Source organism: Nonomuraea sp. NPDC049646, assembly GCF_044465525.1.
Classification (GTDB): domain Bacteria; phylum Actinomycetota; class Actinomycetes; order Streptosporangiales; family Streptosporangiaceae; genus Nonomuraea.
This window is the reverse complement of sequence record NZ_JBITLU010000007.1, coordinates 1-14,516: the sequence shown is the minus strand read 5'-3', so window position 1 is coordinate 14,516 and position 14,516 is coordinate 1. Positions and strand designations below refer to the sequence as shown.

14 protein-coding genes are annotated in these 14,516 nt (G+C 71.6%); 2 read left to right on the top strand and 12 right to left on the bottom strand.

Translation table 11 applies throughout. The features are described from left to right. The first annotated feature begins 151 nt into the window (after nucleotides 1–151). Entirely contained in the window at nucleotides 152–1,063 is a 912-nt protein-coding gene (locus ACIBQ8_RS21255) for an AraC family transcriptional regulator (RefSeq protein WP_364344076.1), read from the top strand. Here the strand turns inward: ACIBQ8_RS21255 and ACIBQ8_RS21250 are convergent. The 7 genes from ACIBQ8_RS21250 to ACIBQ8_RS21220 are packed head-to-tail and all read right to left on the bottom strand — an operon-like array spanning nucleotide 1,017 to nucleotide 7,655. After that, a complete protein-coding gene (locus ACIBQ8_RS21250) occupies nucleotides 1,017–3,074 on the bottom strand; it encodes a xanthine dehydrogenase family protein molybdopterin-binding subunit (RefSeq protein ID WP_397192772.1) in 2,058 nt (685 codons plus the stop codon). The genes ACIBQ8_RS21255 and ACIBQ8_RS21250 overlap by 47 nt on opposite strands. Next, the gene (locus ACIBQ8_RS21245) at nucleotides 3,071–4,030 is read right to left on the bottom strand and encodes an FAD binding domain-containing protein (protein WP_397192771.1); all 960 of its coding nucleotides are present in this window, start codon (nucleotides 4,028–4,030) and stop codon (nucleotides 3,071–3,073) included. The genes ACIBQ8_RS21250 and ACIBQ8_RS21245 overlap by 4 nt, the downstream gene beginning before the upstream one ends. Next, nucleotides 4,027–4,569: a (2Fe-2S)-binding protein gene (locus ACIBQ8_RS21240; RefSeq protein WP_397192770.1), complete on the bottom strand. Its 543-nt coding sequence runs from the start codon at nucleotides 4,567–4,569 to the stop codon at nucleotides 4,027–4,029. Before ACIBQ8_RS21240 ends, ACIBQ8_RS21245 begins: the two co-directional genes overlap by 4 nt. 19 nt (nucleotides 4,570–4,588) lie before the next feature. After that, on the bottom strand, nucleotides 4,589–5,788 hold the full coding sequence (locus tag ACIBQ8_RS21235; RefSeq protein WP_397192769.1) for a low temperature requirement protein A: 1,200 nt from the start codon (nucleotides 5,786–5,788) through the stop codon (nucleotides 4,589–4,591). Then, on the bottom strand, nucleotides 5,789–6,400 hold the full coding sequence (locus tag ACIBQ8_RS21230; RefSeq protein WP_397192768.1) for a class I SAM-dependent methyltransferase: 612 nt from the start codon (nucleotides 6,398–6,400) through the stop codon (nucleotides 5,789–5,791). It abuts the gene before it with no gap. Then, nucleotides 6,397–7,335 carry an alpha/beta hydrolase gene (locus ACIBQ8_RS21225; RefSeq protein ID WP_364344058.1) on the bottom strand — a complete coding sequence of 313 codons (939 nt, stop codon included), beginning with the start codon at nucleotides 7,333–7,335 and terminating at the stop codon, nucleotides 6,397–6,399. Before ACIBQ8_RS21225 ends, ACIBQ8_RS21230 begins: the two co-directional genes overlap by 4 nt. A 14-nt stretch (nucleotides 7,336–7,349) precedes the next feature. Beyond that, entirely contained in the window at nucleotides 7,350–7,655 is a 306-nt protein-coding gene (locus ACIBQ8_RS21220; protein WP_364344055.1) for an antibiotic biosynthesis monooxygenase, read from the bottom strand. 177 nt (nucleotides 7,656–7,832) lie between these two features. On the opposite strand from ACIBQ8_RS21220, the gene ACIBQ8_RS21215 reads away from it, so the two are divergent. Next, entirely contained in the window at nucleotides 7,833–8,396 is a 564-nt protein-coding gene (locus ACIBQ8_RS21215; protein ID WP_364344052.1) for a ferritin-like domain-containing protein, read from the top strand. Here ACIBQ8_RS21215 and ACIBQ8_RS21210 read toward each other — a convergent pair. From ACIBQ8_RS21210 to pstS, 5 genes are all read right to left on the bottom strand, one after another. After that, on the bottom strand, nucleotides 8,356–11,115 hold the full coding sequence (locus ACIBQ8_RS21210) for a helix-turn-helix transcriptional regulator (RefSeq protein WP_397192767.1): 2,760 nt from the start codon (nucleotides 11,113–11,115) through the stop codon (nucleotides 8,356–8,358). The two genes, ACIBQ8_RS21215 and ACIBQ8_RS21210, sit on opposite strands and share 41 nt — an antisense overlap. A 139-nt stretch (nucleotides 11,116–11,254) precedes the next feature. After that, complete coding sequence (locus ACIBQ8_RS21205) at nucleotides 11,255–11,536, bottom strand: inorganic phosphate transporter (RefSeq protein WP_397192766.1); 282 nt, start codon at nucleotides 11,534–11,536, stop codon at nucleotides 11,255–11,257. 177 nt (nucleotides 11,537–11,713) lie between these two features. After that, a complete protein-coding gene (locus tag ACIBQ8_RS21200) occupies nucleotides 11,714–11,908 on the bottom strand; it encodes a hypothetical protein (protein ID WP_364344043.1) in 195 nt (64 codons plus the stop codon). Then, on the bottom strand, nucleotides 11,905–12,189 hold the full coding sequence (locus ACIBQ8_RS21195) for an inorganic phosphate transporter (RefSeq protein ID WP_397192765.1): 285 nt from the start codon (nucleotides 12,187–12,189) through the stop codon (nucleotides 11,905–11,907). The genes ACIBQ8_RS21200 and ACIBQ8_RS21195 overlap by 4 nt, the downstream gene beginning before the upstream one ends. A gap of 109 nt (nucleotides 12,190–12,298) precedes the next feature. After that, nucleotides 12,299–13,375, bottom strand: coding sequence for a phosphate ABC transporter substrate-binding protein PstS (gene pstS, locus ACIBQ8_RS21190; protein WP_397192764.1), 1,077 nt, complete (start codon nucleotides 13,373–13,375; stop codon nucleotides 12,299–12,301). Nucleotides 13,376–14,516: the final 1,141 nt, after the last annotated feature.

Here is a 14,516-nt window from a genome sequence, read left to right as displayed (position 1 = left end):
GAAGAGCCGCCGTTCCACCTCGTTCAGATGGCGCGGCTGATCGTTCCCACCTCCTCGGATTCGGGCTCGCGCACCGTCCCGTCGTCGATGCGACATCCCTGAAGCTTCGGCCTGGTTGTCGCCGGAGCTCGCGCGGTGTTTGGATGGGATCATGGCCCTCGACGAGCTGCGCGACCTCCTCAACCGCCACGCTCGGCCTGATCTCGGCACGCCCATCGAGGACGTCCTGATCTTCAAGGCCGAGCGCCCCCGGCCCCCGACGCCGACGACCTATGGCAAGGTGCTGGCGCTCGTCGCCCAGGGCACGAAACGGTTCGCGCTGGGCGACCGCCTGTACGAGTACCGCGAAGGGCAGTACCTCGTCGCCTCGATCGACCTGCCGGTGACCGCCCATTTCGCGGAAGCCGGCGCGGAACGCCCCGGGCTCGGGGTCGGGCTCACCCTGCATCCGGCGGCAATCGCGGAGGTGTTGCTGCAGGCGGACCCGGACGACCTGCCGCATCTGGGTGACGACGCGCCGCCCGGCCTGGCGGTCAGCACCGCCTCCGCCGAGCTCCTCGACGCCGTCGTCCGCCTGCTGCGCCTGCTCGACCGGCCCGGTGACATCACCGTCCTCGCGCCGCTGGTCAAACGGGAGATCCTGTGGAGGCTGATCACCGGCGACCAGGGCGCGATCGTGCGCCAGTTCGGGCTTCCCGACAGCAGCCTCAGCCACGTCGCCCGCGCGGTGCAGTGGATCCGCGACCACTACGCGCAGCCCTTCGCCGTCGAGGACGTGGCCGGACTGGCGGGGATGAGCGTCTCGGCCTTCCACCGCAACTTCCAGGCCGTCACCGCGATGAGCCCGATCCAGTTCCAGAAGCAGATCCGCCTCCAGCAGGCGCGGCTCCAGCTCGCCGCGGCCCCGGGCGACGTGGCCGGGGTCAGCCGTCGTGTCGGCTACTCCAGCCCGTCGCAGTTCAGCCGCGAGTACCGTCGCCAGTTCGGCATGCCGCCGAGCCAGGACGCCGGGCGCCTCACTCCAGCACGCGATCGAGACGGATCGGCAGGGATCTCTGCCTGACCCCGGTGGCGTGCCAGACGGCGTTCGCGATCGCGGCGGCCGTGCCGACGTTGCCGATCTCGCCGGCGCCCTTGACGCCCATGGGGATGCCGGGCTCGTGGTCGGGTACGCAATCGGCCTCGATGTCGGGCACGTCGGCGTGCGCGGCGATGTGGTACCCGGCGAAGTCCGCGTTGACGTGCTGGCCGGAGACCGGATCGCGCAGGCCCTCCTCGTGCAGCGCCATGGAGAGCCCGCCGATCATCCCGCCGACGACCTGGCTGCGGGCCATCAGCGGGTTGACCACGCGGCCCACGGCGAACATCCCGAGCAGCCGGCGTACGCGCACCTCGCCCGTCATCGGATCGACGGTCACCTCGGCGAACACGGCGCTGAACGAATGCCGTTCCCGTGCCGGTAACCCGCCGAGCGACCCCGTGGTGTCGGCCGTCACCGTACCGCGGCAGCCCTGGGCGCGCAGCTTCTCCGCGGCCTCGATGATCGCCCACCCCCAGGACGTGGTCCCCCGGGAACCGCCCGCGCCCCACGCGGGACCGAGGCCGCTGTCGGAGATCCGCAGCCGGATCCGGTCCGTGCCGACCGCCAGCGCGTCGGCGGCGATCGCGGTCAGCGCGGTGCGCGCGCCGGTGCCGAGGTCGGTGGCGCCGATGGCCACGGTGAAGGTCCCGTCCGGCTCGGCGGTGATCGTGGCCGACGACGGGAACGCACCGGCGCTGAACGACGTCGCGGCCAGCCCCGTGCCGGCCAGCAGCGCTCCCTCCCGCCGCCGCCGCGGCCGGTGATCGCGGGTGTCCCAGCCGAACCTGCGGGCGCCTTCACGCAGGCACGCGACCAGGTTGCGGCTGCTGAACGGCAGCCCGGACACCGGACCGACCTTCGGCTCGTTGCGCAGCCGCAGGTCGAGCGGATCCACGCCCAGCCGCTCCGCCAGCTCGTCCATGGCCGATTCGAGGGCGAACGACCCGGGCGCGGCCCCCGGCCCCCGCATCGAGTACGGCGGCAGGATGTCGAGCGGGACCGCGCTGAGCCGGGTACGGATCGCCCGCGCCGCGTAGAGCGTCTTGGTGAGCTCGGTGCAGCCCTCCAGGTATTCCACCAGCGGCGAGATCTCGAACGCCGCCTCGTGGTGGATCGCCCGCAGGCGGCCGTCCGCGTCGGCGCCGATCCGGATCCGCTGGTCGGTCGCGGGCCGCATCGCGGTCGCCAGGAACACCTGGGGACGGGTGAGCGTGACCCGTACGGGCCGGCCGAACAGCAGCGCGGCCATCGTCGCCAGGATCAGTTGCGGACCGCAGAGCCCCTTGGAGCCGAAGCCGCCGCCGACGTGCTCGGTGCGGACGCGTACCAGGTCCGGGTGCAACGAGAACAGCGTCGCCAGAGTGCGGGATATGGAGAACGGCGCCTGGTCGGAGTCGATCGCCTCCAGCCGCCCTCCCTCCCACCAGGCGGTCGCCGAGTGCGGTTCCATCGCGCTGCAGTGCTCCTCGGGAGTGCGGTACCGCCCCTCGACCACCACCGAGGACGCGGCCAGTTCCACCTCCACGTCGCCGACGTCCACGGGTTCGTCGAAGATCGCCACCGCCGGACGGCTCGCCGGGTGATCGGCGGAGAAGACCGTGTCGTGCGGCTCCTCGTCGTAGGTCACCGGCAGCGCCTCGGCCGCCGCCCGGGCCTGCTCAAGCGTCTCGGCCACGACGAGCGCGACGGGCCGGCCGGCGAAGGGGATCACCTCGTCCTGCAGCAGCTGTAGTTGGCCGTCCGGGCCGAAGAAGCCGCCCGCCTCCAGGTCGAGGCGGGGCGCGTTCCGGTGGTCGATCACGCCCAGCACGCCGTCCATGTCCTGGACGGCGGAGACGCCGACGTCCCTGATGCGGCCCCGGGACACGGCAGCCAGGACGACCACGCCGAAGGCCAGGCCCGGCATCGGCACGTCGGCGGCGTAAAGGGCGGCGCCGGTGACCTTGGCCCGGCCCTCGATCCGCGGCCGCGCCGCCCCGACCGCGTTCGTCATGGCAGGAGCTCCTCAAGGACGGTCTCGATGAGATTGCCGGCCAGCCGCACCTTGTAACCGTTGCCCGGCAGCGGTTCGGCGGCGGCGAGCTCGGCATCGGCGGCGGCCCGGAACGCCTCGGCCGACAGGGGCGCGTCCAGCAGGAACGCCTCGGCGGTCCGGGCGCGCCAGGGCCGCGACGCGACCCCGCCGAGAGCGATGCGCACCGAGCCCTCGTCCGGGTCGAGCGCCGCCGCGACGGAGACGGTGGCGAAGGCGTAGGACGCGCGCTCGCGTACCTTCCGGTAGCGCGAGCGCGGGGACACCGCGCTCCCCGGCAGGACCACCGCCGTGACCAACGCTCCCGGCGGCAGCGCCGTCTCGCGGTCCGGCGTGTCCCCGACCGGCAAATAGAACTCCGCCAGCGGGATCTCCCCGGGGCCGTCGAGCGTCTCGTACCGCACGACCGCGTCGAACGCCAGCAGCGCGACCGCCATGTCGGAGGGATGAGTGGCCGCGCAGCTCCGGGTCCAGCCGAGGATGGCGTGGTTGTGGTGCTCACCGGCGATCGCGGGACAACCCGTGCCGGGGACCCGCTTGTTGCACACCTGCGTGGCGAAGTAGGCGCACCGGGTTCGCTGCAGCAGGTTGCCGCCCACCGTGGCCATGTTGCGCAGCTGACCGGACGCGCCGGCCAGCACCGCCTGGCTCAGCGCCGGATAGCGCCGCCGTACCTCGGGGTGGGCGGCGAGGTCGCTGTTGGTCGTCGTGGCGCCGACGACCAGCCCGCCGTCCGGCGCCTCGGCGACGCCGGCGAGCGGCAGCCGCCGTACGTCGACCAGCCTCGTGGGAGCCTCCACCCCCGCCTTCATCAGATCGACGAGATTGGTGCCCCCACCCAGGTACCGGGCGCCGCCGCCGGCCGCGATCAGCGCGTCACGGACGTCCGCCGCGCGCTCGTAGGCGAACTCCCTCATCCCGCGCTCTCCTTCTCGGCAGCCGTCTCCAGCACGGCCCGGACGATGGACGGGTAAGCGCCGCAGCGGCACAGGTTGCCGCTCATCCGCTCCCGCACCTCCGCCGCGTCCAGCACCGGCGCGGGGCCGTCCGGGGACACGTCGGCGGTGACCGCGCTGGGCCAGCCCGCCGCGTGCTCGGCCAGCATCCCGACAGCCGAGCAGAGCTGCCCGGACGTGCAATATCCACACTGGAAGCCGTCGAGCCGGACGAACGCCCGCTGAAGCGGCAGCAGTTCGCCGTCATCGGCCAGTCCCTCGACGGTGGTGACCTCGGCGCCCTCGGCGGCCACCGCCAACGTCAGGCAGGAGACCAGCCGCCGACCGTCGAGGAGCACGGTGCACGCGCCGCACTGGCCCTGGTCGCAGCCCTTCTTGGGACCGGTGTGGCCGAGGTCCTCGCGCAACGCGTCCAGCAAGGTCGTGCGGTTGTCGACGTCCAGCCGGTGCGGCACGCCGTTGACCTGGAGCGAGATCACACTGCGGTGCTGGTCTGTCATCGCCCTTCCTCTCTCGGGGCTACGTAATCAGTCCTGCGGCGGGCGGACGATCCACAAGACTGGCGCGTCCTTGCCCATTCCTGCTTGCACCGCGGGCACTCTCGACGGCGATCAGAGCAGCCAGGACGGCCACCACACCGACCAGCCCGGCCGGCGACGGGAGGACCGAAGTGGCCGGGGTGGCGGCAAGGACGGCGCAGGCCGCGGCCGGTCGACGGCGGCCGAGCGTGTGATGCATCCGGAGCCTGAACAGCAGATGTCCGACGAGGTAGAGCGCGACACCGCCATGGAGCGCGAGCGCGGAGAACACGCCCAAGGGCTCACCCTCACCGGCGTGCGCCACCACCCCCTCGATGCCCAGGGCGGTGAGCAGGACGCCGGCGATGATGGGGAAGTGCCCATAGGTGTAGGCCTCGACGGCCAGGACCACCTGCTCCTTGTCACGTACGCGGCCGAGTCTGCGCGCTGCCGCGCCCGCCACCACGTCGAAGTACAGCCACCACAAGCACACCGCGACGGCGATGCCGAGGACGGCCGCGAGCAGCAGCGCCGCGTTGACGGGCCGTCCCGCGGCCCCGGCACCGACTGCGACGACCGACTCGCCGATGGCCAGGATCAGGAACAACCCGTGCCGCTCGGTCAGGTGCGCCGGGCTGCGCAGCCGCCAGTGGCCGTTCCTGGCCGTGAGATAGATGCCGACCCAGTCCACCACCAGGGCGATCGTGAACAACAGCACCTGCGTGCGGTTGCCCAGCAGCGTCCCGGACACCAGGAGCGCCGCGCCGGCCGTCATGGGCAGCCAGGTGATCGCGATCTGACGGCGCAGCCCGGTGTCACCGTCCGCGGCCACGGCGAAGACCACGAGATGCACCCAGCGCACCACCAGGTACGCGCCCACCAGCACGAAGGCGCCCGGCCCGCCGTCCCACGCCTCCGGGATGGTCAGGCCGACCACGAACATCGCCGCCATCGCGACGACCATCCCGCCCCGCAGCAGACCGCCGTCCGCCCGGGAATGGTTGCCCAGCCAGGTGTAGCCGGACCAGGTGCCCCACAGCAGCGCCAGCATCAGCAGCCCCCGGAACACGCCGTCGGCGTCGCGCTCGCGTGCCATGGAGCCGGTGAGCTGCGTGATCGCGAAGACGTAGACGAGGTCGAAGAACAACTCGAAGGGCGTCGCCCGGTGGTCCTCGCCGGCCGGCGAAGTCTTCTGCCGCATCTAATCGAGGGCCAGGGCCGGGACACGGGGCCGGCGGCAGAAGTAGACGAACGCGGGCGGCACGTTGGCCCACACCGTCCGGCTGACCACGACCTCGTCGAACAGGCCGCCCAGGGACCGTCGTAACCGCCGGGCCGGCGGCGTCCATCGTGTGTGCGCGTACGCGAACGTGGTGAACGCGCCGTGCGGGGCGAGGGCGCCGGTGAGGGCGTCGAGCAGGTCGTGCTGGCGGTCAGCGGTGAACGCCGCCCAGGGCAGTCCGCTCACGATGACGTCCGCGCGGTGGTGGCCGCGCGCCGCGAGCACCTCGCCCAGGTCCCGGGCGTCGGCCACGGCGACGTCGATCCGCGGGTACCGGGTGGCGAGACGCCGCGCGAACCGCTCGTTGACCTCGACGGCCAGGTGACGGCCACGGCCGCCGAGCCGGCGCTGGATCGCCGCGGTGAACGCGCCCGTGCCCGGACCGACCTCGACGACCAGCGGGTCACCGTCACGTGTGACAGGCGAGGTGATCAGGTCGGCCAGCGGCTCGCCGCTCGGTGCGACCGCGCCGACGGTGAAGGGGGCGCGCGCGAACTCGTGCAGGAACGCGGCGCGGTCGTGGGCGCTCACCGGACGGCTCCGGAAGACGTGCCCAGCACCCGTGCGAGCCAGTCGTTCCTGGTACGCCGGGCCGCGACCGAGACCCGAGCCCCGGGGCACAGCGCGTCGAAGCCGTGAAAGCCGCCCGCCCAGACGTGCAGCTCCGCCTGGCCGCCCGCGGCCCAGATCCGGGTGGCGAACGCGACGTCCTCGTCGCGGAACACCTCCGCCGTCCCTGCGTCGACGTAGGTGGTCGGCAGGCCGGACAGGTCGTCGGCGATCGCGGGCGACAGGTAGCCGGACACCTCGCCGCCGCCGATGAGCGACCGCCAGCCGAACGCGTTCATCTCGCGGGTCCAGACTCCGGGCGCGCCGGAGTACTGGCGGCTGGCGGTGGTGTCGTTGCGGTGATCGAGCATGGGACAGATCAGCACCTGCCCGGCGATCGGCGGCCCGCCCCGGTCGCGGGCCATCAGGGTGAGCCCGGCGGCCAGGCCACCGCCGGCGCTGACTCCCGCAACGATGATCCGGCTCGGGTCGATGCCCAGCTCGCCGGCGTGCTCGGCGACCCAGAGCAGGCCCTGGTAGCAGTCCTCGACCGGGATCGTGCCGGTGGCCTCCGGCGCCAGCCGATACTCCACGGAGACGACGGCGGCACCGAACAGGTCGAGCCAGTCCAGGGGGATGTCGATCTGCGAGAAGCGGTCTCCCATGACCATGCCGCCGCCGTGGACCCAGTAGACGCACGGGGCCGGCGCGTCACTGGTCCGGGCCGAGGTGAAGATCGACATCGGGACCGGGGCGGTGATCTCGCGGTGGCCGGCGGCGCGGCCCCGGAGGAGCGCGTCGACCGGCGTGGACGGTAGCCTGCGCAGCTCGGCGAGCACCTCCGCGTCGAGCTCGGGCATGGGAGGCAGGCCGGCGAGGAACGCGCGTAGTTCGGGGTCGAGGCCGGGACGGGGCATGGTGGTCTCCTCGTTCACAGGACGGCCTTGCCGCCGACGGGGATCTCGTCGGCGTACCGCGCCTCGGCGGCCAGCAGCGGCTGGAGGGCCGCGGCGAACGCCTGGGCCTGCCTGGTCGCGAAGAACCGGGCGTGGGCCTCCCGGCTGACCCAGCCCTCGGTGACGTAAACGGTGTCCGGATCGCCGGCCGAACGGCCGACCAGGAAGACGACGCAGTCCTCGTTCGGCAGGGACGGCGCGTCGAGCAGGGCCGCGACCAGGTCGTCGCCCCTGCCCGGCTGCGCGGTCATGGCGGCGTGGAAGCCGTGGCTGATGGTCATGGGATCACTCCTCACGGGTGGTGCCTGTCGCAGCCAACTGTGGGCGCCGCCCGGCAGCCGCCACATCAGTCATCCGACTCCCGCCTCGGACGCCCATCGCGGCCGATGACCTAACCGCCGATGCGGTTAGGTCATTTGACAGATGCGCGGCTCGGGCGCGTGCCCGACCATCGACACGTGACGAGTCCTCCAGAGCCGCCGGCCGTCCTGCGCATGCGGGAGGTCCGGGACCGGGCGCTGTTCGACCCGGACGACGGTGCGGTCACGCCGTCGAACCGGGCCGAGCTGAAAGCGGTCGCGCACCTGCTGAACGTGCTGCTGGCCAGCCTGGTCGTGTCCTCGTTGCAGTACGAGCAGCACGCCCTGCTCGTCCGCGGGCCGTCGCACCGGGCGGTCGCGGAGTTCCTGCACGGCTGCGCCGACCGTGACCGCGCCGGCGCGAGGCTGCTCGCGACCCGCATCGCCCAGCTCGGGTTCGCCGCCGACCACGACCCACGGCACCTCCCGGCGCGCTCGCGCATCATCTTCCAGACGTTCCAGGACGGCGATCTCACCGGCATCGTGACGCAGGACCTGGTGGGGGCGCGGATCCTCGTCCAGTCGTTGCAGGAGGCGGTGCGCTGGGTCGGGGCCGACGACCCCACCACCCGGCGCCTGCTGGAGCGGCTGCTGGAGGACAAGGAGGCGCAGGCCGACGAGCTCAGCGCGGGGCTTCGGAATCCGGTGCGAGAGCATCCCTGAGCCCGGCGCGGGAGGTGACGCCGAGCTTGGGGAAGATGCGGTAGAGGTGCGCGCCCACCGTCCGGTGCGAGAGGTACAGCCGCTCGGCGATCTGTTTGTTGGTCAGGCCGCTCGCCGCCAGCTCGGCGATCTGCAACTCCTGCGCGGTCAGGGCGGCCGGGCCGCCTGACGAGGTCTCGGCCGTCCGGTGGCCGGCGGCGCGCAGCTCGTTCTGCGCACGCTCGACCCAGGGCCCGGCGGCCATCGCGGCGAAGCCGTCGCGGGCGACGAGCAGATGCCGGCGCGCCTGCGACGCCGACCTGTCCCGACGCAGCCTCTCGCCGAGGACGAGCCGGACGCGGGAGGCGTCCCACAGCCACCGTTCCGCCACGTGGCCCGACAACAGCGACTCCAGCCGCGCCCTCGTCCCGTCGTCGTCGGACACGAGGAACTCCGCTGCCGCCTGGATCAGCGTCATCCGGGTCGACAACGCGGCCACGTCGGCGGCCCGCATCGCCTCGACGTGTGCCCTGGCCTCGACCATCCGCCCGGTCCGCACCGCCGCCTCGACGAGGTCGAGCATGACCCACGTGCAGTGAGGCACGTACGCGGCGAGGGCGCCGGGCGGGCTCATCGCGGCCGCGTGGTGGAAGGCCGCGCCGAAGTCTCCCTGTCCCAGCGCTGCCAGGGCACGCGGGTGCTGGGCGAACAGCGCCGCGGCTGCCACACCTCGGGGGAGCGCCCAGTGGGTGATCTCGTCGGCGAGCGCGTACGCCTCCTCGAAGCGTCCCCGTCCGGCGGCGAGGATCGCCCTGTTGTACAGGAAGTACCACGCGAAGAAGGAGAAACCGCTGGTCTCACAGACCTGCTGACCCTCGCGGGCCAGCTCCTCGGCCTCGTCCCATCGGCCGACGAGGTAGTCGTCCAGGCACAGGTGCATCAGCGCGCCGAGGTGCCGTCGGGGCGCGCCGCCCTCCCGTCCCTGCCGGACCAGCCGCCAGGAGGGCTCGCGGCACTCGCCCAGCCGATCCAGGTAGACCGAGGCCGTGCCGACCCGCATGATGCGCGTTGGGTCGGTCTCGTCCGCGAGGGCGTCGAGGATGACCTGGCTGCTCGCCAGTGCCGACGCCCCCGTGCGGACCGGGTCGGGGAAGGTCCGGCTCGCCAGCGACAGGACGTCCGGCGGTCGTGGCTCCAGCCGGTCCAGCGCGCGGTAGAACGGCTCCCAGTACTCCGAGGCGCTCCCGTACCAGGACAGCAGCATCAACGTGTGCATGGCTTCGACGAGCGCGGGATCCTCGGCCCGGTAGCCGTGCTCCGCGGTCTCGATGGCGCCGACCAGGAGCCGGTGGGCGGTGGCGACGTCGCCGTCTCCGTTGAGCATCAGGAACGCGGCCGCGTTGGCCGCGTGCAGCGAGCCGGTGGAGTCCGGAGCCGCCCGCCGCGCGTCCGTCAGGAGCGTCTTCGCGTCGTCGATGGCCCCGCTCGCCTCCGCGCCGATGTACGCGGCCTCGGAGAGCCGGCGCCCCCGATCCGCGCTCGTCCCGCTCAGCTCGGCCGCCCGGATCAGCGCGGCGACCGCGGCGAACGCGTCACCGCGAAGCATGATGCGATGCGCCGAGTTCTCCAACAGCGCCGCCACCGTCTCGTCCGGGCCGGTGGCGGCCGCGGCGAGGTGCCACGCGCGACGTTCCTGGTCACCCGTCAGCGCGCCGGCGAGGGCGACGTGCGCGGTACGGCGTTCCTCATGCGTGGACCCGGCCACGATCGCCGACCTGATCAGCGGGTGCCGGAACGCGATCCGCGCCGTGGCGTCGTCCACGCGTACGAACTGCGCCCGCTCGGCGGGGGCGAGGTCAGCCAGCCCGGCCTCGTCCGGCAGGGCGGCCCTGAGCACTCGGACGTCGCCGGTGCCCTCGAACGCGGCCAGCAGGAGCGTTCTCCGGGTCGGTTCGGGCAGGTCGGCGATCCGCGCGGCGAACATCGCCTGGAGCCGATCGCTGAGCGGGACCACCTCCGAGTGCGTCACCGCCGGATGCGTCGCGCCCAGCAGCGTCGAGGGTAACTCCGTCAGCGCCAGCGGATTGCCCTGTGCCAAGTCGAGCAGCCGTTTCCGGATCCGTACCGGCATGCCTGGGAAGTTGTCGTCGACCAATTGTCCCGCCGCCGCTCGATCCAGGGGCTGGACGACCATCTCGGTCAACCCGCGCGGCGCCGCGGAGCTCACCGCGCCCGTCCTGGCAGAGAACAGCAGCGCGGCGCCGACCCCCTGCAACCGGCGGGCGAGGAAGCCCAGCACGACGGCGCTGGCCCGATCGATCCACTGGACGTCGTCCACGAGAAGGGCGAGCGGCGTCTCGGCGGCGACCCCCTTGACCAGCAGGAGGGCGGCGTTGCAGACGAGGAGCGCGTCGGTGGGCGCGCCGGCACCGAACCCCAGCGCCACCGACAACGCCTCCCGAAGCTCGGGCGGCAGGCGCCGGAGGTCGGCTTCGACCGGCAGGAACAGCTGGTTGAGGCAGGAGTAGCTGACATCGGCCTCGAACTCCGACCCGGACGCCCGCAGCACGCGCATGCCCGTCGTGACGGCCAGTTCGGCCGCGGCGGCCAGGAGAGCGGACTTGCCGATACCGGGGTCACCCCACAGCAGCCGCGCGTTGCCATGGCGCCGGGCCGCGTCGAGAAAGGCGGATAGCTCTTCGAGCTCGGCACGGCGGCCGAAGAGTGCGTTGCTGGCCACGGATACCTCGCGCGTCTGTCAGTGCCTCACCGGCTCAGGACGAAGGCTGCTGCGATCATAGCCGTCACTTGATCATCATCGAGGGCCTGCGTCCGCCTCTCTCCTGAGGAAGGCGTGATCGGACAAGGAATCGCGAGCATTAGGCAAGTCCGCGCCGCCTCACGGCCCATCGACGGACGTGTCGGGACCACGGCCGGTACCGGACAGACCGGCCGGACCTTTCGGCAGGTGCTCTGGCAGGCACCACGACGGACGGTGAGTCGCGAGGAGAGGAGATCAGGACCACCGCAGCGGAGGAGCACTCGGCCGCAAAGCCCTGAGGCGGCTGAATCTCCGTCATGCCCCTGCCGAGAGTTCTGATGATCCGCCAACCGTCGATGTACGTGCCCGCGGCGACCGCCAACGCAGAGGCGATGATCATCCACAGAGGCGGCCCTGCAGCTCGAGGGAGGCTGCGTCGGCGATCAGGGGCAGAGTGATCAGGCATATCGTCTTCTGCGCGTCGTTCGTTCCGTGCGCCAGCAAGGCCACAGAAGCGGAGGCGATCTGCCCGTACCTGAAACCACAGGTGCGCAGGTCGACCGTATGTCACGTGTGATCATATAGGCCAGGTATGTGATGATCCCGGCGACCAGGATCGCGGCCGGCGGGGCCAGGAGCGCAGGAATCGCGGCGTTCGACACCAGGCCCCACCGTTGACCGCATCGGCACCGACTGCCAGCATCGTGGCACCCACGATGCTGGCGATCAGCGCGGGTGACGAGCTCGACAGCAGACGGAAGTACCAGATCACCAGATTCCAGGCGAGTCCGCCGACGAGCCCGGCGAAGACCACGGTAAGCGTGATGGAGCCGGAGTCCACGACGTCCTGGCGATTGTGGCGGCCACCTTCAGCAACAGGAACGCGCCGGCGAGGCTGAGCATCGCCGATAACGCCAACGCAGTACGTGGCCGGAGAGCTCCGGCGGCGATCGAGGTCGCCATGGCGTTGGCCATGTCGTGGAAGCCATTGGTGAAGGCGAACGTCAGGGCCGTCGCCACCACGACGGCCAGCAGTACGGTGTGTACGTCCACGCCCCCTTGCTGATGTCTCACGCGGCCGCTAATTCTGACACCCCGAAACTCACCCAACCGTCAGAACTGAGACCGATGACGGGTGGGCAAGGCACGATCTCCGCCGGGATCAGCTTGTGGCCCCCAGACGGAGGCGGACCTGGGCCAGCAGCCGTCGGGGCAGCGGGGCATATCCATGGAGGGCGAGGTAGGACTGGCCGGCGTCGCTCGCCGTGTAGTCGAGGAAGGTACGCACCAGCGGGTCCGGGTTGTTCGCCCAGACGATCTCGTAGGTGACCTGGACGACGGGGTAGGCGCCATCGATCATGTTCAGATAGTCGAACGCCACCGTCAGATCGCCGTTGCGCCCCACGGTCGTGGCGCCTTCCAGGGCTTGGCTGGCACTGTCCGGCGACAGCGTGGCGAACTGCCCGGCGGTGTTGCGGATGGCGCCGGTGGGGAGCCGGGCGCTGCTGGCGAAGCCGTACTCCACGTAGCCGATGGAGTCGACAGTGCGCTGGAGGGCCGCTGTCATCCCGCTCGAACTCAGCACGCCTCGCCCGGCGCCGGTCCACGTCCTGGACGGTTGCTGCGGCCAGCGGCCGACCGCCCTGAGGAAGGCGGTGAAGTTGTGGGTGGTGCCGGATTCGTCGGAGCGGTGGAAGATGTGGATGCGCGTGCCCGGAAGGCGCCTACCGCGATTGTCGGCGGCGATCTCAGGCGCGTTCCACCTGGTGACACGCCCGGTGAAGATGGCGGTCAGGGTGGCGGGCGAGAGCTTGAGTTCCGGGACGGAAGCCAGGTTGTAGGCCACCGCGATGGGCGCGACGACCATGGGCAGATGCTCGGCGCGACCGGCGCAACGCCTGTCGGCCCTTTTCTGCTCGCCGGGGCTCATCGGCACGTTCGAGCCGGCGAACGCATTGCGCCCTGCAATGAAGTCTCTGATGCCGGCCTGCGATCCGTTGGGCTCGTAGGTCACTCGTAGTTCCGGATGGATGCGGTGGAACTCGGCGACCCAGGCGTCCATCGCGCCTTTCTGCGCGGTCGAGCCCGAGCCGTGTATCGACGCGGCGATCGGCTCGGTACGGACGCCGTTCTCGCCGCCCATGCTCAAGAACATCGCCGCGAGCGCGGCGGCGGTACCGGCGGCCAGGACGAGAACGGCGACCAGGGCAGCCTTGCCAGTCCATTTCGGCCTCGGCATCCCACGAGGTTATGAACTGGTCCTATTCGGTTGGGTGACCTGCCGATCAAACCCTGGGACATAAACGGTTTCCTTGGTGCCAAGCCACCTTCTGTGGCTCGACGAACCATGTCCTGGCCGGCAGTTCCCGGTCAGGCTCGATCCCACCTCGCCCATGATCGTGCTCGCTTCCTCCGTCCTCTGCCACAGCTGCGCGTCTGCCGGGCGATGGCCAGTCGCCGCACGGTGAGGCGGAGAGCAGCGAGGCGCGGGCATAGCCGATCCGTACGTGTCTGGCCGCCTCGGCGCCGACCGCGGCGAAGCGGGGCAGTTCGCTCCAGAGCTGTCCGGCTTCGGGACGGCGGGGGTTGGCACGGTGAGAGTCCGGACGAGTGCGGGCACGAGCCGGAGGCGGACGGTGTGAAATTGGACGGGCGACCTTGCCCCTGCCGGTCCGGCAGAGTGGACCGGCAGGGGCGACGCGGGAGGCCATCGGACAGGCATGGGCACGACCCCAACAGCAACGTGCGAGAAGAGGAGGTCCTCGGCAAGAAGACCGCCTTCACCTACGACCGCAACCGCCTGATGGCCTCGGTCACCAATGGTCAGCCCTCGACCTGCACCTACGACCCCTACGGCCGGCTACGCGCCATCCAAGGCGGCGGCAAGGTGAGCCGGTTCCGTCCGCACGGCGGCGGAGGCGTAACCCCGTGGATGCGGCGGCGAGGGTCAGCGCGCCGGTCGCCACCAGCACCCGCCCGTCGGGGCCTGACTCACCGCCGCCGGTGTCCGCGCCGCCCGTCGGCAGCGCGGCGGGCGTCTTGGTGGGGGACTCGGCGGGGGACTCCGGCTCCGGGGGCGTGCTCGTGGTGCCGGGGCTGGGGGTCTCCGCGTCGTCGCCCGTGCCAGTGACGGTCAGGAGGTACGACGTCAGCGCCTCCTTGTCCTGCGGGTCGCACTCGATCAGGGGTTGTGGCGGCGCTGGTGCTGGTCTGGAGGCGGTCTATGAGATGGAAGGGATGGCTTGCACTGACAAGATCACATCTGAGAGTGGTCGGTGGGCCTGAGCTGGCCTGACAGTGATGATGTAGATGAGTGCTTCCCGCCAGGGTTTGACCCATGGCCTGACTGACCTCTGGGTCCTCAACGGGATCTGTCGGCC